The organism is Streptomyces sp. NPDC028991, assembly GCF_055564775.1.
The window spans coordinates 258,131-278,057 of record NZ_JBVHVP010000003.1 but is presented as its reverse complement, the minus strand read 5'-3'; the positions used below and the strand labels follow the sequence as shown (position 1 = coordinate 278,057).

Below are 19,927 nucleotides of genomic sequence, written 5' to 3'. Positions count from 1 at the left end.
TGCGTGAACCGTTCCGAAGGGAACGCACGTAGGGAGGAAACAGTGACCCTGTTGAACGCCCCGCGAACGCGGCGCAGACGCCTGGGAGCCGCGGCCGCCGCCGCCGGACTCCTGTCCGCGCTGCTCACCGCCGGCCCGGCCATGGCGACCCCCGACCCGGGGGACGGTCCGGCCACGTCGAAGGAGGTGTCCAAGAGCGCGCGTGCCGAGGTACGCGACGCCATCGAGAGCGGCGAGATACCCGGCCAGGACGAGACGGTCCACTCCAAGAACATCGAGCACCTGACCAACATCCCCAAGGACGCGCTGTCCGGCACCAACTCGGACCTGGCCTTCCAGGGCCGGTACGCCTTCGCAGGCAACTACGACGGCTTCCGCATCTTCGACATCAAGAACCCGAAGAAGCCGAGGACCGTCGCCCAGGTGCTGTGTCCCGGCTCGCAGAACGACATCTCCGTCTCCGGTGACCTGCTGTTCCTGTCGACGGACTCCTCGCGCAGCGACAGCAGTTGCAACAGCACCACACAGCCCGCGACCGAGAAGTCCTCCTGGGAGGGCATGAAGGTCTTCGACATCAGCGACAAGCGGAACCCGAAGTACGTCGCCGCCGTCGAGACCGCCTGCGGCTCGCACACCCACACGCTGGTGCCCGAGCGCAGGAACGTCTACATCTACGTCTCCTCGTACGCGCCGAGCGCCGCCTACCCCGACTGCCGGCCGCCGCACGACGGCATCTCCGTCATCAAGGTGCCGCGCAAGGCCCCCGAGCGGGCGGCGGTCGTGGGCTTCCCCGTGCTGTTCCCCGGTGACGGTCCCGACGGCGGCGGCAACCCGGGCGGGCCCACCAATCCGGGCGTCTCCAAGACCACCGGCTGCCACGACATCACCGTCCTGCCCTCCGAGGACCTCGCGGCGGGCGCCTGCATGGGCGACGGCATCCTGTTCTCCATCAAGGACCCCGAGCGCCCGAAGGTCATCGACCGGGTCCAGGACAACGTCAACTTCGCGTTCTGGCACTCGGCGACCTTCAGCCAGGACGCCGACAAGGTCGTCTTCGCCGACGAACTGGGCGGCGGCGGAGCCGCCACCTGCAACGCGGAGATCGGCCCGAACCGCGGCGCCGACGGCATCTACGACATCGTCGGCAGGGGCGACCACCGCGAACTGGTCTTCCGCAGCTACTTCAAGATCCCGCGCCACCAGGCGGACACCGAGAACTGCGTCGCCCACAACGCCTCGCTCATCCCGGTCGAGGGCCGCGACATCATGGTCCAGGCCTGGTACCAGGGCGGCGTCTCCGTTTGGGAGTTCACCGACTCCGAGCGGCCGAAGGAGATCGCCTACTTCGAGCGTGGGCCGCTGACCACGGACGCCGTCACCACCGGCGGTTCCTGGTCCGCGTACTACTACAACGGCTACATCTACTCGAACGACATCGCCAAGGGCTTCGACGTCCTCAGGCTCAACGACCGGCGCACCGACCCTGCCAAGCGGGTCCATCTGCGCGAGCTCAACACGCAGACGCAGCCGGACTACTTCGACTGAGCCGTCCGGTCGGTCCGCTCCGTCCGGACCGGCTGATCGGGCACTCCGGTCGCGAAGAAACGCGACAGGTCCGTGTCGTACGTCGTCCCGCCGGGCGTCTCGGCGTCCGGCGGGACGCCCAGTTCCCAATCCAGCCGGTAGCGCTCGAACAACTCGGCGCGCAGCACCGGAACGGGCATCGGCACCCCCGGCACCAGGGCGGCGAACACGGCGCCCATCAGCAGCGCGCGCAGCATCGGGTAGTCCCGGTCGACGTCCCGTGAGCCGTGCCGGGCCACGGTGTCCCGGAGCAGCTCAGCCAGCCGGCGCTGCTCCGGGCAGGGCACGAATCCCACCTCGGCCTGGAGCAGGCCCGCCATGTGCTGGCGCATGAGAACCGGCCGGTCCCGGGCGAGGCCCAGGACCGCGTCGATGGCCCGCGCCATCCGCTCCGGCCCCTCGGCGGTGCACGGCTCCCGCTCCAGGGCCTCCTCCAGCGTGCGGTGCATCAGCCGGTGCACGGCGGACTGCACGAGCTGACGCTTGCCCGGGAAGTAGTACGAGACCAGGCCGCGTGCCGAGCCCGCCCGGTCGGCGATGTCGCCCAGCGTGGTCGCGTCGTACCCGTGCTCGCCCACCAGTTCCACCGCGGCCTGCAGGAGCCGCTCCTTCGAACGCCTCCGCAACTCTTCATTGACCGAGGCGCTGCGCGGGGACATGCTGTACTCCTGCGTTGACTGGCTGCCAGCCAACTATACTCAGCGCAGACGGACGGGCTCCAGCGGGTCAGGTCCGGTCATCGTCTGCCTCGGGCGACACGGGGGATCGTCCGAGGCGGGCGAAACGCCCGGCTGGTTGCCCCGGGCTACTGCCGAGTCGGGGCGGGCACCCCCGAGCACGGCGCCGGTCACCGCACCAGGTCCGGCACCAGGTCCAGCACCGGCCGCAGACCGGCCGGCCGCTCGGTCACCGGGAGATGGTCGACGAAGTGCACCGCGCACCCGAGGGAAGCCGCACCGCCGTCCGCCCGCCGGTCGTCGCCGACCATCAGCGTGCGCCCCGGCTCCGCCCCGAGCGCCGCGCAGGCGGTGGCGAACAGCCGCGGGTCGGGTTTGCGGACGCCGTGCTCGTACGACAGGACGTACGTGTCGACGAACCGGTCGAGGCCGTGCGCGCGGAAGACCGGGCGCAGGTCCCAGCCGATGTTACTGACCACGCCCACGGCCACCCCGTGCCCGCGCAGCGCGCCCAGCACCTCGGCGGCGTCGGGGTACGGGCGCCACGCGCCCGGTGTCATGTGCCTCTCGTACAGCGCGTCGTGCAGCCCGGGGTCCGGCAGCGGCACCTGCCGGGAGAGCCCGGTGTACGCGGCCCGGTGCAGCTCGGAGCTCTCGTCCCGGGTCTCCCACACCTCGGCGAGTTCTTCGGGCACCCGCAGCGGGTCGGCGCCGCCCGGCAGCGCCCCCGCCGCCTGCAGCGCCCGGGCCGTCTCGGCCAGCTCCGGCGCGGAGAGGGTCAGTCCGGCACCGGCGAGTGCCGCACGCAGCCAGGCGTCGGTGGGCTCGACGCGGAAGAGGGTTCCGGAGAAGTCGAACAGGACGGCGGCCATGGGCCGATCCTACGAGGCGACGTTCCACTCCGGGGGAGGATTCCCGCCGCGGAGGACGCAGACGAAGCCCTCCTCGCGGACGACGGAGCACGCCCCGCAGGACCTTCGGCGCCGGAAGGACACTTCGTGCGTGAAGTGGCCGGGGCGGGTCGGATCCGCCCGGTCCAGGGCACTCGCCACCTGCCACGAGATGAGGCCGGGGCAGTAGCCGGCGGAGTGGTCGCCGATCTCCGTGAGCGTCCACGACCCGGCCACGCGGCCGACGCCCCCCGCGTCCAGCACGTCCCGTCCGCCCGCACCCGCCCCGCGCCCATCGCGGCGCGGGGCGAGCCGCACCAGACCGTCGAGGCTCACGGCGTACGACGGTCATCGGCCGTCACCTCGACGACCGTACGTGAGCGGCTCCGCGGCCTTCGCCGCTCCCCGCTCCCTCACCCGGGCGTCGGGATCGGCGGGCGAGCGGATCGGCGGGCGAGCGGATCGCCCGGCCCACGGCGCCGGGCCGCACGGCCGCCCGCAGCTCGGGCGGCCCCACCTGGGGGGCGTCGTCCGGGTCCTGCCGGGGTCGCGGGTCCGGCACATGCTCCCCACCGCCTCAAGGACGTGGGCGTGCCGACAGCGGTGTTGTCGCCGGTTGGCGACGCTCCACGTCGACGCCCTCCTCCGCCTTGCGACCGGACGCGCCGGCCCCCGCTCACCCGCCCTGACGAGGCGCCGTCGCCTTCCCGTGACCTGATCCGCCGGACAGGCCCCGGCGGCGGACGCCTCGGCGCGCCGGCACGGTCACGGGTGCCGACGCCGGTGGAGCAGTACCGCGACGGCCACGACCAGGGAGCCCAGGAGCCAGCCGCCGACGACGTCCGTGGCCCAGTGGACGCCGAGCCACACCCGCGTCACGCCGACTCCGGCCACGGAGACCACCGCCACGGCCAGGGCGGTCAGGCGCAGGGAGCGGGCCGCGCCGTAGTGGTGGAGGAGCCAGACCAGCAGGCCGCACACGAACGTGGCGGTCATGGCGTGGCCCGAGGGGAAGGCCGCGTAGTGCGCGGAGTCCACGGGGTCGGGCCAGACCGGACGGGCACGGTCCACCGCCGCCTTCAGTGCCTGCTGCAACAGGCTGCCCAGCAGGCACGTCATCCCCAGCCACACGGCCGTCCACCGGTCCCCGCGCCGGAACCACAGCCACAACACCACCACCGCGCACAGCAGCCGCATGGTCCACGTGTCCCACACCCAGTCGGTGAGGATCCGCATGGCGTGCGTGACGTCCGGTTCGTCGACGGCCCAGCGGTGCGTCGTGCCGGCGACGTCGTCGTCCAGGCCGGTCAACGGCCGCCACTCCACGGCGACCAGGGTGAGCAGCAGCGCGGAGCACACGACCAGCGCCCAGGTGACGCGGAGGGCGGTGCGGGGCTGCGGTGGACCGGGCGGGGAGTCGACGGGCGGCGTCTGCATCCTGCGATACTCGCCGACCCGGGGGGTCAGGGGCCAATTCGCGGGTGGGTCTCCGGGGCGACTCCGAGGCGGTCTCCGGAGGCGGGGAGCGGCAGGTGGACTACCCCAGAGCCCGCAGGCCCGGCACGAACGCCACCAGTACCGGCACCACCGGCACCAGCGCGGCGGCCGCCGTCAGCCTCAGCCGCCGGGCCGCCGAGAGCCGGTTCGGCGGCGTGAGCAACCGGTGTACCCGCTGCGGGACATGGGCCTGCGCGGTGGGGCACGGGCCGAACACCCCCCGGTCCTCGTTGAGTTCGACCAGCGCCAGGGCGGTCGTCAGCCGGCCGAAGCGGCGGGAGGCCACGTCGTCGGCGGCCAGTTCGACCAGGCGGTGCATCTCGTCGCGGAACGCCGCGAACACCGGAACCTGGGGGAAGCCGTCCGCCAGCGCGGCCGAGCAGTGCAGCAGCCAGTCGTGCCGCGCCTGCGCGTGCCCCTTCTCGTGGGCCAGGACCGCGTCCAGCTGCCTGCCCTTGAGACGGCGCAACGCGGCGGTGGTGACGACCAGCTGCGGGGGAGTGCCGGGCAGCCACCAGGCCTCGGGCCGCTCTCCCTCGAGCACGACGAGCGGGTCCGAGCCGGGCACCTCGCCGGGCAGCACCGGCGCACGCAGCAGGAGTTCGGCCCGGCGCCGCCGACGCCGGGTACGGGCCCGTACGACCTCCCGGGTCAGCATCGCGGCGCTCCACAGCCCGCCGCAGGCCAGCGTGACGGCGGTCGTGTCCGCCCAGAGGCCGGAGGTGCCGAGCGCGTAGGCCTCGACCACCGGGCGCGGCGCCGTCGCGAACACGTGCCCGCCCACCGCGTGCCAGGCCGCCGCAGCGCTGAACGTCATCGACAGCGCGCAGCACACGAGCACGGCCGCCACCACGCACTGCCACACCCACAGTGCGACCACCGGTTCCCGGTCCGGCCAGTCGGCCCGGGCGAGCAGCCTGGGGGCGAGCACGGCCGTCAGGGCGGCGAGCAGCAGCAGTGCCGCGGGGAGCATCATGGGGGCAGCCTATGAGCGTGGCGCCGCCGGCAGTACGGCCCGCCGCGCAAAGTGACGCAGGCAACGGTTGCGTATGGCCCATGTCGGGTATGCGCGTCCGGCGCCCGGCGTCCGGCGTCACATGGTCAGCAGCATGGCCAGCATCGCGATCCCCATGGAGAGTCGGCAGGCCCGCGCCAGCTCCGGACGGTCGCCCCATCCGGTCGCCGGTCCGCCCCCGGCCACGGCGACGACCGGCATCAGCCGTATACCGGTGCGCAGCACGTATCCGGTGAAGTAGAGCAGCAGCGCCCCGGTCAGCACGGGTATGCCGGAGCTGCCGTGACCGTGTCCGTGAGCGGGCGAACCGGCCATCACCAGCGCCATGTAGACCATGGCCCCGGCGCCGACCAGATGATGCAGGTGGTGACGTCCCGACCGGGCCGCCCACAGTGCGCGCAGCCCTGCGGCGCCGAACACCACCGCATAGCCGGGCCAGGTCCATGCCGGCGGGGTGAACACCGCCGCGGGCACGGCCATGGCGGCCATACCGAACCCCATGAGTGCCTCGCCGCCCGCGGCGTGGCGCTGCTCCTCCACGTGACTGCGCATCCGCAGCAGGCAGTAGGCGCCGGTCGCCGCGCAGAGGGCGACCAGCAGCCAGCCGGACGACGCCGGTCCGTGCACGGGTGCCTCCCCGCTCGACGCTCGACGGTCGGTGCTCGACGGTCGGTCAAGAACTGCCCGGGCCGTGCGGCGCGCACGCGAGCGCAAGGGTGTACACGGGGGGTATTCGGGGGAGCACGGCGCATCGCCGCTGGTAAGCGGCAGGATCCGGGTCACACTCAGGGCAGTCGTTTACATGTAAAACACCTGTTAAAGTTAAACCCCATGAGCAGTGCGACCCCCACCTCCGGCCCCTCACTCGGCCGACGCCTTTCCCTGGCAGGCGTGCTGCGCCTGCGCCGGCCCTCCGAGATCTGGTTCAAGCCCGCCCTCAGTTCGGTCGCCGCCGTCGCCCCGCCCAACCTGATCCTGCTGGCGCTCGGCCGGCTCGACCTGGCGATGTACACCATGGCCGGATCCCTGTGCGCCCTGTACGCCCACAACCGCCCCTACGCCGCCCGGGCCCGCACCCTGGCCTGGGTGGTGCTCGGCATGCTCGGCGGCGTCGCCGTCGCCCTGGTCACCGCCTCGCTCACCCGGAACGCCGTCGTACTCGTCACCGTCGGAGCCCTGCTGGCCGCCGTGCAGAAGGCACTGTGCGACGCGACCCGCGTCGGCCCGCCGGGCAACGTGGTCCTGACCTTCATCAGCTCCGCCGCCCTCTTCGTCCCGCAGACCCTCGGCCAGATCCCCGGCCACCTGGCACTGGGCGCCGCCGCGGGCGCGTGGGCCTGGCTGGTCGGCATGGCGCCCGCCCTGGTCCGCCCGCACGGGCCGGAACGCCGCGCCACCGCCCAGGCCCTGAAGGCCGCCGCCGCGTACGCCGACACCCGCGGCACCGGCGACGGTCACACGCCCGCCCGCGCCGCCGGGTACGCCGCCGTCCAGGCCGCCTGGCAGACGCTGCTGTCCCTCCCCGCGACGGGCACCCGTGCCACCACCCGGCACGCGCTGGAGCGCCTCGTCGTCCGCGCCGAGGTCGCGCTCGCCGCGCCCGCCGACACGGACCCGGAGCGGCTGCGCGCCTGGGCCCGCGCCCTGCGGGGCACGGGCCGGATCCCCCGTACCGGCGACACGCCGGGCGCCACCGACGAACTCCTCGGCGTGGACGCCGAACTCGCCGTCCCTTCCCCGCCCCTGTGGCAGCGGCTCGGCCCGCTGGCCCCGATCGCCGCGCGCACCGCTCTGGGCTGCGCCCTGGCCGGCTACGCCTCCCTCGCCCTCGGCATCGGCCGCCCCTACTGGGCCCTGGTCACCGCCGCCGCGCTCTACCAGGCCAACGTGACCCTGACCTGGAGCCGTGCCGTCCAGCGCGTCGTCGGCAACATCGCCGGGGTGCTGCTGTTCGCCGCCATCGCGCCGCTCGCCCACCTCGGCCAGGCCCTCCTCGTCCTGTTCTGCCTCGCCCTCAACTTCGGTGCCGAGGCGCTCATCACCCGCAACTACTGGCTCGGCAGCGTCTGTGTGACCCCGATGGCTCTGCTGATCACCGAGTTCGCCGGCTACCAGGAGCCCGGCGAGCTGATCACCGAGCGGGTGGTGGACACCCTCGTCGGCGCCCTGGTCGGCTTCCTGGCCGCGGTCGCCGTCACCAACCGGCGCGCCGGGAGCCGCGTCGGACAGGCGGTGACCGCCGCGGACCGCGCCCGCGAACGCGCCGCGCGCCTCCTGGCGGAGCCCGATCCCGCCCCCGGCGCCCTGGAGGCCGCCCGCCGGAGACTGGCCGCCGCGCTCACCGACCTGCGGGCCACCGTCGACGCGGCGGCCGGCGAATGGTGGGGGCGCGCCCTGCCGCAGGAGAGGGTCGTGCTCGCCGAGCAGTCCGGACACCGTACGCTCGCCGCAACGGTGCGACGCCAGGCAGCGCGTCCGGACCGGAGCACGGGCACGAGAACGGAGGACGTACGGCCATGACCGCAACCGACGGGGGCTCGGCGACCGGGGGCGACGAGAGCGGCGGACCGGGCGGTGACACCGTCGCCGCGGTCGTACGGCAGTGGCGGGCCGTCCATCCGGACCTGGACACCGGCCCCATGGAGATCATCGGCCGCATCAACCGCTGCGCCGCCCTCCTCCAGCAGGCCGAGGACGCGCCGCTGCGCCGGGCGGGCCTGAGCCGCGCCGAGTTCGACCTGCTCGGCGCGCTGCGCCGCACCGGGCACGAGCTGACCCCCGGCGACCTGGCCCGCGAGACCTTCTCCTCCGGCGCCGCCGTCACCAAGCGCCTCAAGCAGCTCACCGAGCGCCAACTGGTGGAGCGGCGCGGCGACACCCGTGACCGCCGGGTCGCCCACGTCCGCCTCACGGACGCGGGGCGGGACCTCGTCGACGGCATCCTGCCCGAACAGCTCGCCTACGAGTCCGCCGTACTGTCCGGTGTCGACGGTCCGGAGCAGGGTGAACTGGCGGCGCTGCTCGGGGCTCTGCTGGGCCAGCTGGAAGGCCGCCTGGGCGCGCTGCGGGCGTGACGGCCCGTCGGCCGTCGGCGGTCGTCCCCGGGCGCCGGTCTCCGTGCCGACGCCCCGGCTCCGGCCGTCGCCGGTGCTCGTCGAGCCGAGACGGAGCTCGCTCACGCCGAGACGCGGTCGGGCCGAACAGTGTGTCTGCACGGATGCTCGCCTGGCCCGATGGCCCGATGGCCCGATGGCCCGATGGCCCGCGGGCCGGACAGGGTAGCCGGGTCAGTGGCTCAGCGCTCGTCCCCTGCCCGGTACACGCCGAACATCGCGCCCTGCGGATCACGCAGCACCGCGATGCGTGGTCCGTCGGGAGGCGAGGTGGGTTCCATGAGCACGGTGCCGCCCCCGTCGGTGGTGTCGACCGCGGCGCTGTTCACGTCCGCCACCGCGAAGTACGGCAGCCAGTGCGCCGGCACCTCGTGCGGGAACTTCTCGTCCATCGTCACCATGCCGCCGAAGTCCGCCCCGTCGATCCCCCACTGCGGGTACCGGTCCGAGGTGGTGACGCTCCAGCCGAACACCGTGGTGTAGAAGTCGGCGGCCCGGTCGGGCTCCCGGGTCAGCAGTTCCACCCAGCCCAGTGAGCCGGGCGCGTTGAACAGCCCGGCGCCCGGGAACGAGCGCCCCTGCCACAGCTGGAAGACCGCCCCGGTCGGATCGGCGGCCACCACGAGCCGGCCCGAGTCGAAGACGTCCGTGGGGCCCTGCGGGACCGCCCCGCCGGCCGCCGTCACCTGCCGTACGGCATCGTCCGCGTCGCGCACGGCGAAGGACACGTTCCAGGCGACCGGCTGCCCCTGCTGGTACAGCGGGGTCAGGGCGGCGACCGCCGCGTCGCCGAGGCGGGCGATCGTGTAGCCGCCCGCCTGCCGCCGGGAGTCCGTCTCGGGGCGCCAGCCGAACAGTTTGGTGTAGAACCGCTTGGCCGCTTCCAGGTCGCTGGTCCCGAGCTCGGCCCAGCAGGGCCCGCCGGTCACCGGTTCGTGGAGCTTCATCGCGTGGGGCCGTCCTTCCGCAGAGCCGGGGACCGTCCGTCCCCCTCCAGCACGCTAAGGCCGGGCCCGGGCGGCGGCCATCCGGCACCTGCCGCCCCGGTGGCTCAGATCCCCGGCCGGTAGCGCAGTGGATGGTCCGCGGGCACCTCCACCAGCACGATCCGTGTGCCGTCCGGGTCCTCGATCCACATCTCCACGAGTCCCCACGGCTCCTGGACCGGCGGTCGGACGACCTCGACGCCCTTCGCGCGCAGTTCGTCGTGGGCCGCCGCCGCGTCCTCGACCTGGAGCCACAGCTTGAGCCCTGGGGCGAGGGGCGCTTCGGAGCGGCCGGACAGCTCCAGGAAGCCGCCGCCGAGGAAGTAGACCGTGCCCCGCTCGGGTCCGGTGCCGAACTCCCGGTGGACGGCGAGGCCGAGCTGCTCGCCGTAGAAGGCGCGGGAGCGGTCGGGGTCGGAGGGACGGAGCAGGATCCGGCTGCCGAGTACATGCACCATGCGACCCGAGACTACTGGCGGCGTTACTCTCATCGGTGCCCGCGCCGCGCCCGCGAGCCAATCGCCGAGAACGAACCGGAGACGCCCCACATGGACACCGCCGCCAGCCCACTGACCTACCGTGACGCCACCGACGCCGACGTGGACGGGATCGTCGCGCTCATAGAGTCCGCGTACCGCGGGGACACCAGCCGGGCCGGGTGGACCACCGAGGCGGACATCCTCCAGGGGCAGCGCACGGACCCGGAGGGGGTGCTGGAGGTCGTCAAGTCGCCGGACAGCCGGCTGCTGACGGTCGAGCGGGACGGCCGGATCGTCGCCTGCTGCCAGCTGGAGCACCGCGGGGCGCACGCCTACTTCGGCATGTTCGCCGTCAGCCCAACGCTTCAGGGCGAGGGCCTGGGCAAGACCATCATCGCGGAGGCGGAGCGGCAGGTCCGCGAGGAGTGGGGGGTGACGGAGATGCACATGACCGTGATCTCCGCACGCGAGGACCTCATCGCCTGGTACGAGCGCCGCGGCTACCGCCGTACGGGAGAGATGACCCCGTTCCCGTACGGCGACGAGCGCTTCGGCGTTCCGCAGCGCGACGACCTTCAGTTCGAGCTGCTGGTCAAGCCGCTGGCCTGACCTCCGTCCGCCGGTGCGCTCACGCGGTGAAGCGGCCGGTGCGTTTGATCTCCGGGTAGTCGGTCGTCGCGCCGTCGAGGCCGAGGGCGCGCACCAGCCGCAGGTGGTCCTGCGTGTTCACGGTCCAGGAGAAGACCCGCAGGTCCGCCTTCCGGGCCCGTTCCACGATCTCCAGCGTGATCCGGTTGATGTCCAGGCACAGCGTGCCGGCGCCGGCCTCGACGGCACGGTCCACGACCTCGGGACCGTAGTACTGCGCGACCAGCGCCGTCCGCACTCCCGGCACGAGCCGGGCGATCTCCACGATGGCCTCGTCGTGGAACGAGATCACCTCCACCCGGTCGGCGAGGGCACGCCGGTGCATCACCTCGGCGAGCGTCCGTGCCGCCGCCGCGTCCTTGATCTCGGCCTGCAACGGCACCGACACGGCGTCCAGCACCTCCTCGAAGACCGGGACCCGCTCCCCGCGGCCCGCGTCCAGCGCCCGCAGCTCCTCGAGGGTCTGCTCGGCGATCGCGCCCGTGCCGTCGGTGGTGCGGTCCACGTCCGCGTCGTGCATGACGACGAGCGCGCCGTCCTTGCTCAGGTGCAGGTCCAGTTCGACGACGTCGAGGCCGGCCTGCTCGGCGGCGACGAAGGAGCGCAGGGTGTTCTCGGGCTCGACACCCATCACTCCGCGGTGACCGATGGTGAGGAAGTTCAAGGCTCGACTCGCTTCCGTCGACGTCGGCGATGGCAGGGCGGCAGCCTAACGGCCCTGCGGGACCGTTTCCCCACTGCCGCGCCTGGTATCCGGACTCCGGCATCCCGCAGGAAAAAATGCGGTGAAGGCTAGGGTCCGGCAGGATAATTTACGGGAGCTCCCCTTGCTGGGAGAAACCTCGTATGCATACGGTGTCCTGACGCGAGCTTCTCCCGTGGAGGATTGGACATGACGGAAATTCTTGTGCAGGTGGGTGTGGAGGAGAACATTCCTCCGGCGAGCAGGGTGGTGGAGCACCCGGCGTGGCCCGTGCTCAAGGATGCCGTGGAGCGGATCCGGCCATGGCAGTCCAAGGACGGGTCGATCGACTTCGACGCCGAGGGCGCGCCCGACCGGGCCGCCGCCGAGGACGCCGTACGCCGCGTCACCGGCGCCGTCGAGGAGCTGTCCCCGCTGCTCCCGCACGACCGCGCCTACCACGAGGCCCTGGTGACGGATCTCGGCCGCTGGGCCGACGGCGGTTTCCAGGTGCCCGACTTCCTGGACTCGCTGCTCGCCTTCCAGCCTGCCGCGAGCCGCGCGGACGGCCTCCAGCACCTGGTCGTCTTCCCGATGTACACGCAGAACGGCAATCCGGACCGCAACCTCGAAGCGGTCGTGCTGCGCATGGTCTGGCCCGACTGGCTGGCCGAACTGGAGCGCACCCGCTACGACAACCCGCTGTTCTGCGGCATCACCTTCGAGGACTTCACGGCCGGCTACGACACCAACTCCGCCGTCCTCTTCCCGGAGACCATCGCCGTGCGCGAGGCACCCGAGCGCTTCTCCTGGGGCGGCATCTTCTGCGACCGCGAGGCCGCCCGCTTCCGCCGCGTCACCGAGGCCGCCGTCGGCATCCTGGGCCTGGAACTGCCCGCGGACGCCGCCGCGATGGTGCACGACCAGAAGCGCTGCGAGGAGGCCTTCGTCCTGTGGGACATGGTCCACGACCGCACCCACAGCCACGGCGACCTGCCCTTCGACCCCTTCATGATCAAGCAGCGCCAGCCGTTCTGGATGTACGGCCTGGAGGAGCTGCGCTGCGACCTCACCGCCTTCAGGGAGGCCGTGAAGCTGGCGGACGAGGGCGTCACGCAGGCCCGTGACGTGCAGTACGCGGTCCTCTTCGACCGCATGTTCCGCTTCCCGGTCACCGGCGAGCGCCAGCGCAACTACGACGGTCTGGGCGGCCAGCTCCTCTTCGCCTATCTGCACAAGCACGACGTCGTGCGCTGGACCGACAACAAGCTCTTCATCGACTGGCAGCGCGCCCCGCAGGTCACCAACCAGCTGTGCGCCGAGATCGAGACGCTCTACCGCGACGGCATCGACCGCCCGAAGATCGTCCACTGGTTCGCCGGCTACGAGCTGGTCTCCACCTACCTCGCCCCGCACCCGGGCTCGAAGTGGGCCAAGGGCCCCGACGCCCTGGACCTGACGCTGCCGCCGCGCAAGCTCGTCGATGACGTGCTTCCGGACGAGTTTCCGCTGAGCATGTTCTACGAGGCACTGTCCAAGAAGCTGAAGAACGTGATCGCCTCGACCCGGGGCATCACGGCGGACGGCGCCGAGCGGGCCGCCGCGTGAGCGACGGCACGGACAGGCAGACACAGCAGGCTCGGGAGGCGAGGACCATGGGGAACGGGACGCTCGACGGCGCGGTGATCGCGGTGGCCGGAGCGGGCGGACCCGCAGGACGGGCCGCGTTGCTGCGGCTCGCCGAGGCGGGTGCGACGGTCGTCGGCTCGGACAACGACCCGGAGCGACTGGCGGAGGCGGTGGACGCGGCGCGCTACGCGCACGGCGGCGCCACGGTCACCGGCGAGACGGTCGACCTGCTCGACCTCGACTCCACCCGCGCGTGGGCCGACCGCATCGAGAAGGACTTCGGCCGCGTCGACGGCCTGGTCCACCTCGTCGGCGGCTGGCGCGGCAGCCAGACCTTCACCAAGACCGACCTCGGCGACTGGGACCTGCTGGAGAAGCTGCTGATCCGCACCGTCCAGCACACCTCCCTCGCCTTCCACGAGGTGCTCCAGCGCAGCGACCGCGGCCGCTACGTCCTGATCAGTGCCGCGGGCGCGTCGCAGCCGACCGCGGGCAACGCCGCCTACTCGGCCGCCAAGGCCGCCGCCGAGGCGTGGACCCTGGCCATGGCGGACTACTTCCGCAAGGCGGGGGGCGAGCAGGGGCCGGCCTCCGCGGCTGCGATCCTGGTGGTCAAGGCGTTGGTGCACGACGCGATGCGCGCCGAGCGCCCCAACGCGAAGTTCGCGGGCTTCACGGACGTGCGTGACCTCGCCGAGGCCGTCGCCGGAATCTGGGAGAAGCCCGCCGCGGAAGTGAACGGAAACCGTCTGTGGCTGACCGAGAAGCCGTGAACCCACCGAAGACCGACGCGCGTCGCCATCACGACCCCGAGGTCCGCGGTTTCGCCAGTGACAACTACGCCGGCGCGCATCCCGAGGTGCTCGCCGCCCTGGCGCTGGCCAACGGCGGGCACCAGGTCGCGTACGGCGAGGACGAGTACACCGAGAACCTCCAACGCGTGATCCGCAGCCACTTCGGCTCCGGAGCCGAGGCGTTCCCGGTGTTCAACGGGACCGGCGCCAACGTCGTCGCGCTCCAGGCGGTCACCGACCGCTGGGGCGCGGTGATCTGCGCCGAGAGCGCGCACATCAACGTCGACGAGGGCGGCGCCCCCGAGCGCATGGGCGGCCTGAAGCTGCTCACCGTGCCCACGCCCGACGGCAAGCTCACGCCCGACCTGATCGACCGGCAGGCGTACGGCTGGGACGACGAGCACCGCGCGATGCCGCAGGTCGTCTCGATCACCCAGAGCACCGAGCTCGGCACGCTCTACACGCCCGACGAGATCCGGGCCATCTGCGAGCACGCCCACGCGCACGGCATGAAGGTGCACCTGGACGGCTCCCGGATAGCCAACGCCGCCGCCTCCCTGGACGTCCCGATGCGGACGTTCACCAACGCGGTGGGCGTCGACCTCCTGTCCCTCGGCGGCACCAAGAACGGTGCCATGTTCGGTGAGGCGGTCGTGGTCCTCAACCAGGACGCCGTGCGCCACATGAAGCACCTGCGCAAGCTGTCGATGCAGCTCGCCTCCAAGATGCGCTTCGTGTCGGTGCAGCTGGAAGCGCTGCTGGCCAAGGACCTGTGGCTGCGCAACGCCCGGCACGGCAACGAGATGGCCCAGCGTCTGGCCGACGGTGTGCGCGCCGTGCACGGTGTGGAGATCCTCTACCCGGTGCAGGCCAACGCGGTCTTCGCCCGGCTGCCGCACGACGTGAGCGAGCGCCTGCAGAAGCGGTTCCGCTTCTACTTCTGGGACGAGGCCGCGGGCGACGTGCGCTGGATGTGCGCCTTCGACACCACCGAGGAAGACGTCGACGCGTTCGTCGCCGCCCTCAAGGAGGAGACGGCGCGCTGACGAGCCCGCCGAAGGCTATGCATAGGTATGCGTTCACCTGAAAAGTCATTGACTGACGGGTGATCGCTTTCCTATGCTCTGCGGGCATGGAGCTGATCCAGAAAACCCCTGACCTGTCTGCCTACCTGGCCGCCGACGAGGTCATCGACCACGACCATCCGCGCGTGCGGGAGGTGGCCGGGAGGCTCGCCAAGGAGGCGGAGGACTCGTATGCCTATGCGCGGCTGGCCTTCGAATTCGTGCGCGACACCATCCCGCACTCGCAGGACTCCGGCGATCCCCGCGTCACCTGGCGCGCCTCCGACGTCCTGGAACAGCGCACCGGCATCTGCTACGCCAAGGCACACGCGCTGACCGCGTTGCTGCGTGCCGAGGACATCCCGACCGCCCTGTGCTACCAGCGGTTCGACGTGGTGCACGGACTGGTGGCCGTGCGGTTCAACGGTGCCTGGCACCGTCAGGACCCGCGCGGCAACAAGCCCGGCGTGAACGCCCGGTTCTCCCTGGGGCGGGAACGGCTGGCCTTCACGCCGGACACCGGGGTCGGCGAGGGGGACTACCCGGAGCTGTACGCCGCGCCGCATCCGGTCGTGCTGGACGTGCTGACGGCGGCCACCGACCGGTCCCACCTGTGGGCGACGCTGCCGCCCGCCCTGGCGCCGTAGGAACGACGGGGCCGGCCTGGGTCAGCGAGCCTCGGCCGTGCGCAGCTGCTCCTGTGTCGGGGCGGTGCCGCCGAGGTGGGCCGGCATCCACCAGGTGTCGTCCGCTCCCTTGGGGCGCACCGGGTAGGCGCGCTGCGCGGCCTCCAGCAGCTCCTGCACCCGCTCGCGCAGCCGGCGGGTGATGGCGCCCGCGTACTGCTCGCGGGAGGCCTCCATCGCCTCGCCGACCCGGATCGTGATCGGGGTGTGGCTGCGCTTGAAGTTGCGCGGGTGGCCCTTGGTCCACAGTCGCTGCGTGCCCCACAACGCCATCGGGACCAGCGGGACGCCCGCCTCCTGCGCCAGGCGCGCGGCGCCCGACTTGAAGCTCTTCAACGTGAACGACTCGGAGATCGTGGCCTCCGGGAAGACCCCGACGATCTCGCCGGACCGCAGCGAGTCCAAGGCGTGCGCGTACGCCGCTTCGCCCTGCTTGCGGTCCACCGGGATGTGCTTCATGTTCCGCATCAGCGGACCGGAGACCCGGTGCCGGAAGACCGACTCCTTCGCCATGAAGCGCACCAGCCGCTTCTGGGGCAGTGCCGCCAGGCCGTCGAAGATGAAGTCCAGGTAGCTGATGTGGTTGCTCACCAGCACGGCGCCGCCCGAGCGCGGGATGTTCTCCGAGCCCTGGCAGTCGATCTTGAGGTCCCACACCTTGAACAGGGTGCGGGCGAGACCGATGGCCGGGCGGTAGGCGAGTTCTGCCATGGGCGGGTCGGACCCTTCCTTGTCAGCCTGGGCAGGGGACTCCCAGCCGAAAGTTACGCAGCCGTAGGTTTACGGCTTGTCGCAGATCGTGCCCCAAGAACGGCCCGTGTACCAGCCTTGGTGCCCGCACGTGGCGAGATCCTCATCACTTCGTCGGCCCATTCGTGGCCGAAACGCGACGGGTGAGCCGGGAATCCCGGACGTCTCGCGAGCGCTGCACCTGGGGACGACCGGACTGGTGGCGCGCGGCTCACGCGCGCCCATGGGTGCCGCGGTGGCGGCGGAACAGGGGCGAACGGGTGCGCGGGCAGGGCGACGACGGGCGGCTCGACACCTCAGATCCGCGGCTCGACGCGGCCGACCTGGGCACGGACCTCGGCGCACGCGCCACGCTCGTGCAGTTCTCCAGCGCCTTCTGCGCCCCCTGCCGGGCCACCCGCCGGGTCCTCGGGGACGTGGCCGGCATGGTCCCCGGCGTCACCCACGTCGAGATCGACGCCGAGGCCCGCCTGGAACTCGTCCGCGCACTCGGTGTACTCAAGACCCCGACCGTGCTCGTGCTCGACGCCGACGGCCGCGTCGTGCGGCGCGCCGTCGGGCAGCCCCGCAAGGCGGACGTGATCGCCGCACTGGGCGAGGCGGTGTGACCACCGCCACGTCACCGGTGAGGCGTTCTCCACAGCTTCCACACCACGCGAGGTATTTGAATGTGGGGGCCACCCGTCGTCAGCCTGCCCGCAGGCCTCGCTCCCTCCTTCCCGGACCGAGGCGCAACGCAGAAGGACACCCCGAATGACGGCCACACCCGACGTCGCCGCGCCGCGGCTCGCCGCCGCCGACCTGCTGCGGTCCGCCTTCCGGCGGCACGCGGCGGGAGTCTCCGTGATCACCGCCCGCGGTGACGCCGGTCCGGTCGGTTTCACGGCCACCTCCCTCACCTCCGTCTCCGCCGAGCCGCCGCTGCTCTCCTTCGGTATCGGTACCGGCTCCTCCAGCTGGCCGGCGGTGTCCGAGGCCGAGTACGTGGGCGTCCACCTGCTGGGCGACCACCAGGAGGACCTGGCGGCCACCTTCGCCCGCAGCGGCGCCGACCGGTTCGGGGCGCCGACGGTCTGGCGCGAGGGCCCCGAGGGCGTACCCGTGCTGGACGGTGTCCTCGCCTGGCTCGTGTGCCGCGTCGCCGGCCGCGTGCCCGCGGGGGACCACCGCATCGTGCTGGCGGAGGTTCTCCTCGGCGACCCCGCGGGCACCGGCAGTCCTCTGCTGTACCACCAGGGGCGTTACAACGGACTGCGCGACTGACCGGTCACCGGGACGGCTTCGCCGGAGCCGTCGGGTTCCGGTTACGCTGCGTTGCGAAGGTCACAGTTCAAAGCGCTTGCTTAGCGGGAAAGAACTGGATGTACTGACGAGTAATATTCCGGTCGGAGCGCGGGTCGCCCCGACCGGGATCGGCCGCTTGGGGCGCCTATGCTGCCTGCAAGAGGCAGCACTGAAATGTCGACGCAGTAGGAGAGCCGGCGTGAGCTTGAGGATCGTTGTCACTGTGAAGTACGTGCCCGACGCCACTGGCGACCGGCACTTCGCCGATGACCTGACCGTCGACCGGGACGACGTGGACGGTCTGCTCTCCGAGCTGGACGAGTACGCGGTCGAGCAGGCGCTGCAGATCTCGGAGAACTCCGACGACGACGTGGAGATCACCGTCCTGACGGTGGGTCCGGAGGACGCGAAGGACGCGCTGCGCAAGGCGCTGTCCATGGGTGCGGACAAGGCGATCCACGTCGAGGACGACGACCTGCACGGCACCGACGCCATCGGCACCTCCCTGGTCCTGGCCAAGGCGGTCGAGAAGGCCGGCTACGACCTGGTCGTCTCCGGCATGGCCTCCACCGACGGCACCATGGGCGTCGTGCCGGCGCTGCTCGCGGAGCGCCTGGGCGTGCCGCAGGTGACGCTGCTGTCCGAGGTCTCCGTGGAGGACGGCACGGTCAAGGGCCGCCGCGACGGCGACTCCGCCACTGAGCAGCTGGAGGCCTCCCTCCCGGCCGTCGTGTCGGTCACCGACCAGTCGGGCGAGGCGCGTTACCCCTCCTTCAAGGGCATCATGGCGGCCAAGAAGAAGCCGGTGGAGTCCTGGGACCTGTCCGACCTCGACATCGACGAGGACGAGGTCGGTCTCGAGAACGCCTACACCAAGGTCGACTCCGCGGCCGAGCGCCCGGCGCGCACCGCGGGCACGATCGTCAAGGACGAGGGCGAGGGCGGCAAGCAGCTCGCCGCCTTCCTCGCGGAGCGAAAGTTCGTGTGATGCAGCCTCGCGGGCCAGAAGTTCATCTGAGCCCCGGATTCGCCGACCGCCCCTCACATCTCGCAAGCAGGAGAGAAGAAGTCCCATGGCTGAAGTTCTCGTCTACGTCGACCACGTGGACGGTGCCGTCCGCAAGCCCACCCTGGAGCTGCTGACCCTCGCCCGCCGCGTCGGCGAGCCCGTCGCCGTCGCGCTGGGCAACGGCGCCGCCGACACCGCCGCCACGCTCGCCGAGCACGGCGCGGTCAAGGTCCTCACCCACGAGGCCGCCGAGTACGCCGACTACCTGGTCGTGCCCAAGGTGGACGCCCTCCAGGCGGCCCACGAGACCGTGTCCCCGGCCGCCGTGCTGGTCCCGTCCTCCGCCGAGGGCAAGGAGATCGCCGCCCGCCTGGCGCTGCGCCTGGGCTCCGGCATCATCACCGACGCCATCGACCTGGAGGCCGGCGACGAGGGTCCGGTGGCCACCCAGTCGGTGTTCGCCGCCGCCTTCACCACCAAGTCCCGCGTCTCCAAGGGCACCCCGGTCATCACGGTCAAGCCCAACAGCGCCGCCGTGGAGGCGGCCCCGGCCGCCGGCGCCGTCGAGGCCCTGTCGGTGTCCTTCTCCGCCGCCGCGACCGGCACCAAGGTCACCTCGCGCACGCCGCGTGAGTCGACCGGCCGTCCGGAGCTGACCGAGGCCGCGATCGTCGTCTCCGGCGGCCGTGGCGTCAACGGCGCGGAGAACTTCGCGATCATCGAGGCGCTCGCCGACTCGCTCGGCGCGGCCGTCGGCGCCTCGCGTGCCGCGGTGGACGCCGGCTGGTACCCGCACACCAACCAGGTCGGCCAGACCGGCAAGTCCGTCTCGCCGCAGCTGTACATCGCCTCCGGCATCTCGGGCGCGATCCAGCACCGCGCCGGCATGCAGACCTCGAAGACGATCGTGGCGATCAACAAGGACGCCGAGGCCCCGATCTTCGACCTCGTCGACTACGGGGTCGTCGGCGACCTGTTCGACGTCGTCCCGCAGCTCACCGAGGAAGTGAAGACCCGCAAGGGCTGACACCCGCTCGCAGCTCCGGCCGAGGCCCCCGCGACCGTCCTTCCTGGTCGCGGGGGCCTCGGCGTCCCCGCAGGATGGTGTTGACCGGCGAGAGACCGGCAGATAACTTCGCT

Annotated in this window: 22 protein-coding genes; 12 read left to right on the top strand and 10 right to left on the bottom strand. The window is 72.1% G+C overall.

The features are described from left to right. Positions 1–42 precede the first annotated feature (42 nt). On the top strand, positions 43–1,545 hold the full coding sequence (locus tag ACZ4V1_RS08860; protein WP_468331567.1) for an LVIVD repeat-containing protein: 1,503 nt from the start codon (positions 43–45) through the stop codon (positions 1,543–1,545). Here the strand turns inward: ACZ4V1_RS08860 and ACZ4V1_RS08855 are convergent. The 6 genes from ACZ4V1_RS08855 to ACZ4V1_RS08830 all read right to left on the bottom strand — a co-directional run bounded on the left by ACZ4V1_RS08855 (position 1,533) and on the right by ACZ4V1_RS08830 (position 6,290). After that, complete coding sequence (locus tag ACZ4V1_RS08855) at positions 1,533–2,243, bottom strand: TetR/AcrR family transcriptional regulator (protein ID WP_468331564.1); 711 nt, start codon at positions 2,241–2,243, stop codon at positions 1,533–1,535. The two genes, ACZ4V1_RS08860 and ACZ4V1_RS08855, sit on opposite strands and share 13 nt — an antisense overlap. Before the next feature lie 188 nt (positions 2,244–2,431). Further along, complete coding sequence (locus tag ACZ4V1_RS08850; RefSeq protein WP_468331561.1) at positions 2,432–3,133, bottom strand: HAD family hydrolase; 702 nt, start codon at positions 3,131–3,133, stop codon at positions 2,432–2,434. Positions 3,134–3,142: 9 nt separating this feature from the next. Further along, a complete protein-coding gene (locus ACZ4V1_RS08845; RefSeq protein ID WP_468331558.1) occupies positions 3,143–3,487 on the bottom strand; it encodes a hypothetical protein in 345 nt (114 codons plus the stop codon). Between the two features lie 429 nt (positions 3,488–3,916). Further along, positions 3,917–4,588: a phosphatase PAP2 family protein gene (locus ACZ4V1_RS08840; RefSeq protein ID WP_468331555.1), complete on the bottom strand. Its 672-nt coding sequence runs from the start codon at positions 4,586–4,588 to the stop codon at positions 3,917–3,919. A 100-nt stretch (positions 4,589–4,688) separates the two neighbouring features. Continuing rightward, positions 4,689–5,624 carry a M56 family metallopeptidase gene (locus ACZ4V1_RS08835; protein WP_468331551.1) on the bottom strand — a complete coding sequence of 312 codons (936 nt, stop codon included), beginning with the start codon at positions 5,622–5,624 and terminating at the stop codon, positions 4,689–4,691. A 117-nt stretch (positions 5,625–5,741) separates the two neighbouring features. Then, on the bottom strand, positions 5,742–6,290 hold the full coding sequence (locus ACZ4V1_RS08830) for a DUF5134 domain-containing protein (protein WP_468331548.1): 549 nt from the start codon (positions 6,288–6,290) through the stop codon (positions 5,742–5,744). Positions 6,291–6,494: 204 nt separating this feature from the next. Between ACZ4V1_RS08830 and ACZ4V1_RS08825 the strand changes: the two genes are divergently transcribed. After that, positions 6,495–8,183, top strand: coding sequence for an FUSC family protein (locus ACZ4V1_RS08825; RefSeq protein ID WP_468331545.1), 1,689 nt, complete (start codon positions 6,495–6,497; stop codon positions 8,181–8,183). Beyond that, positions 8,180–8,737, top strand: a complete 558-nt coding sequence (locus tag ACZ4V1_RS08820; protein WP_468331542.1) for a MarR family winged helix-turn-helix transcriptional regulator — start codon at positions 8,180–8,182, stop codon at positions 8,735–8,737. The genes ACZ4V1_RS08825 and ACZ4V1_RS08820 overlap by 4 nt, the downstream gene beginning before the upstream one ends. 221 nt (positions 8,738–8,958) lie before the next feature. Here ACZ4V1_RS08820 and ACZ4V1_RS08815 read toward each other — a convergent pair whose 3' ends face one another. Together ACZ4V1_RS08815 and ACZ4V1_RS08810 are read right to left on the bottom strand one after the other, a co-directional pair. Then, positions 8,959–9,723, bottom strand: coding sequence for a VOC family protein (locus ACZ4V1_RS08815; protein WP_468331539.1), 765 nt, complete (start codon positions 9,721–9,723; stop codon positions 8,959–8,961). Positions 9,724–9,827: 104 nt separating this feature from the next. Beyond that, complete coding sequence (locus ACZ4V1_RS08810; protein ID WP_468331536.1) at positions 9,828–10,220, bottom strand: VOC family protein; 393 nt, start codon at positions 10,218–10,220, stop codon at positions 9,828–9,830. Between the two features lie 90 nt (positions 10,221–10,310). Here ACZ4V1_RS08810 and ACZ4V1_RS08805 point away from each other — a divergent pair, with 90 nt between their 5' ends. After that, on the top strand, positions 10,311–10,850 hold the full coding sequence (locus ACZ4V1_RS08805) for a GNAT family N-acetyltransferase (RefSeq protein ID WP_468331533.1): 540 nt from the start codon (positions 10,311–10,313) through the stop codon (positions 10,848–10,850). 19 nt (positions 10,851–10,869) lie between these two features. Here ACZ4V1_RS08805 and ACZ4V1_RS08800 read toward each other — a convergent pair whose 3' ends face one another. Then, complete coding sequence (locus ACZ4V1_RS08800) at positions 10,870–11,553, bottom strand: glycerophosphodiester phosphodiesterase (RefSeq protein ID WP_468331530.1); 684 nt, start codon at positions 11,551–11,553, stop codon at positions 10,870–10,872. A gap of 228 nt (positions 11,554–11,781) precedes the next feature. Here ACZ4V1_RS08800 and ACZ4V1_RS08795 point away from each other — a divergent pair, with 228 nt between their 5' ends. The 4 genes from ACZ4V1_RS08795 (at position 11,782) to ACZ4V1_RS08780 (ending at position 15,705) form a co-directional block, all read left to right on the top strand. After that, positions 11,782–13,179, top strand: coding sequence for a DUF6421 family protein (locus tag ACZ4V1_RS08795; protein WP_468331528.1), 1,398 nt, complete (start codon positions 11,782–11,784; stop codon positions 13,177–13,179). 47 nt (positions 13,180–13,226) lie between these two features. After that, on the top strand, positions 13,227–13,973 hold the full coding sequence (locus ACZ4V1_RS08790) for an SDR family NAD(P)-dependent oxidoreductase (protein WP_468331526.1): 747 nt from the start codon (positions 13,227–13,229) through the stop codon (positions 13,971–13,973). Next, positions 13,970–15,040: a threonine aldolase family protein gene (locus tag ACZ4V1_RS08785; protein WP_468331523.1), complete on the top strand. Its 1,071-nt coding sequence runs from the start codon at positions 13,970–13,972 to the stop codon at positions 15,038–15,040. Before ACZ4V1_RS08790 ends, ACZ4V1_RS08785 begins: the two co-directional genes overlap by 4 nt. Positions 15,041–15,126: 86 nt before the next feature. Next, positions 15,127–15,705, top strand: a complete 579-nt coding sequence (locus ACZ4V1_RS08780; protein WP_468331520.1) for a transglutaminase-like domain-containing protein — start codon at positions 15,127–15,129, stop codon at positions 15,703–15,705. Between the two features lie 21 nt (positions 15,706–15,726). On the opposite strand, the gene ACZ4V1_RS08775 is transcribed toward ACZ4V1_RS08780, so the two are convergent. After that, positions 15,727–16,455 carry a lysophospholipid acyltransferase family protein gene (locus ACZ4V1_RS08775; protein ID WP_468331517.1) on the bottom strand — a complete coding sequence of 243 codons (729 nt, stop codon included), beginning with the start codon at positions 16,453–16,455 and terminating at the stop codon, positions 15,727–15,729. 266 nt (positions 16,456–16,721) lie between these two features. Between ACZ4V1_RS08775 and ACZ4V1_RS08770 the strand changes: the two genes are divergently transcribed. The 4 genes from ACZ4V1_RS08770 to ACZ4V1_RS08755 all read left to right on the top strand — a co-directional run bounded on the left by ACZ4V1_RS08770 (position 16,722) and on the right by ACZ4V1_RS08755 (position 19,814). Further along, complete coding sequence (locus ACZ4V1_RS08770; protein WP_468331514.1) at positions 16,722–17,102, top strand: thioredoxin family protein; 381 nt, start codon at positions 16,722–16,724, stop codon at positions 17,100–17,102. A 145-nt stretch (positions 17,103–17,247) separates the two neighbouring features. Beyond that, entirely contained in the window at positions 17,248–17,757 is a 510-nt protein-coding gene (locus tag ACZ4V1_RS08765) for a flavin reductase family protein (protein ID WP_468331510.1), read from the top strand. A gap of 220 nt (positions 17,758–17,977) precedes the next feature. After that, the gene (locus tag ACZ4V1_RS08760) at positions 17,978–18,766 is read left to right on the top strand and encodes an electron transfer flavoprotein subunit beta/FixA family protein (protein WP_468331507.1); all 789 of its coding nucleotides are present in this window, start codon (positions 17,978–17,980) and stop codon (positions 18,764–18,766) included. Between the two features lie 85 nt (positions 18,767–18,851). Further along, complete coding sequence (locus ACZ4V1_RS08755; protein ID WP_468331504.1) at positions 18,852–19,814, top strand: electron transfer flavoprotein subunit alpha/FixB family protein; 963 nt, start codon at positions 18,852–18,854, stop codon at positions 19,812–19,814. Positions 19,815–19,927 lie beyond the last annotated feature (113 nt).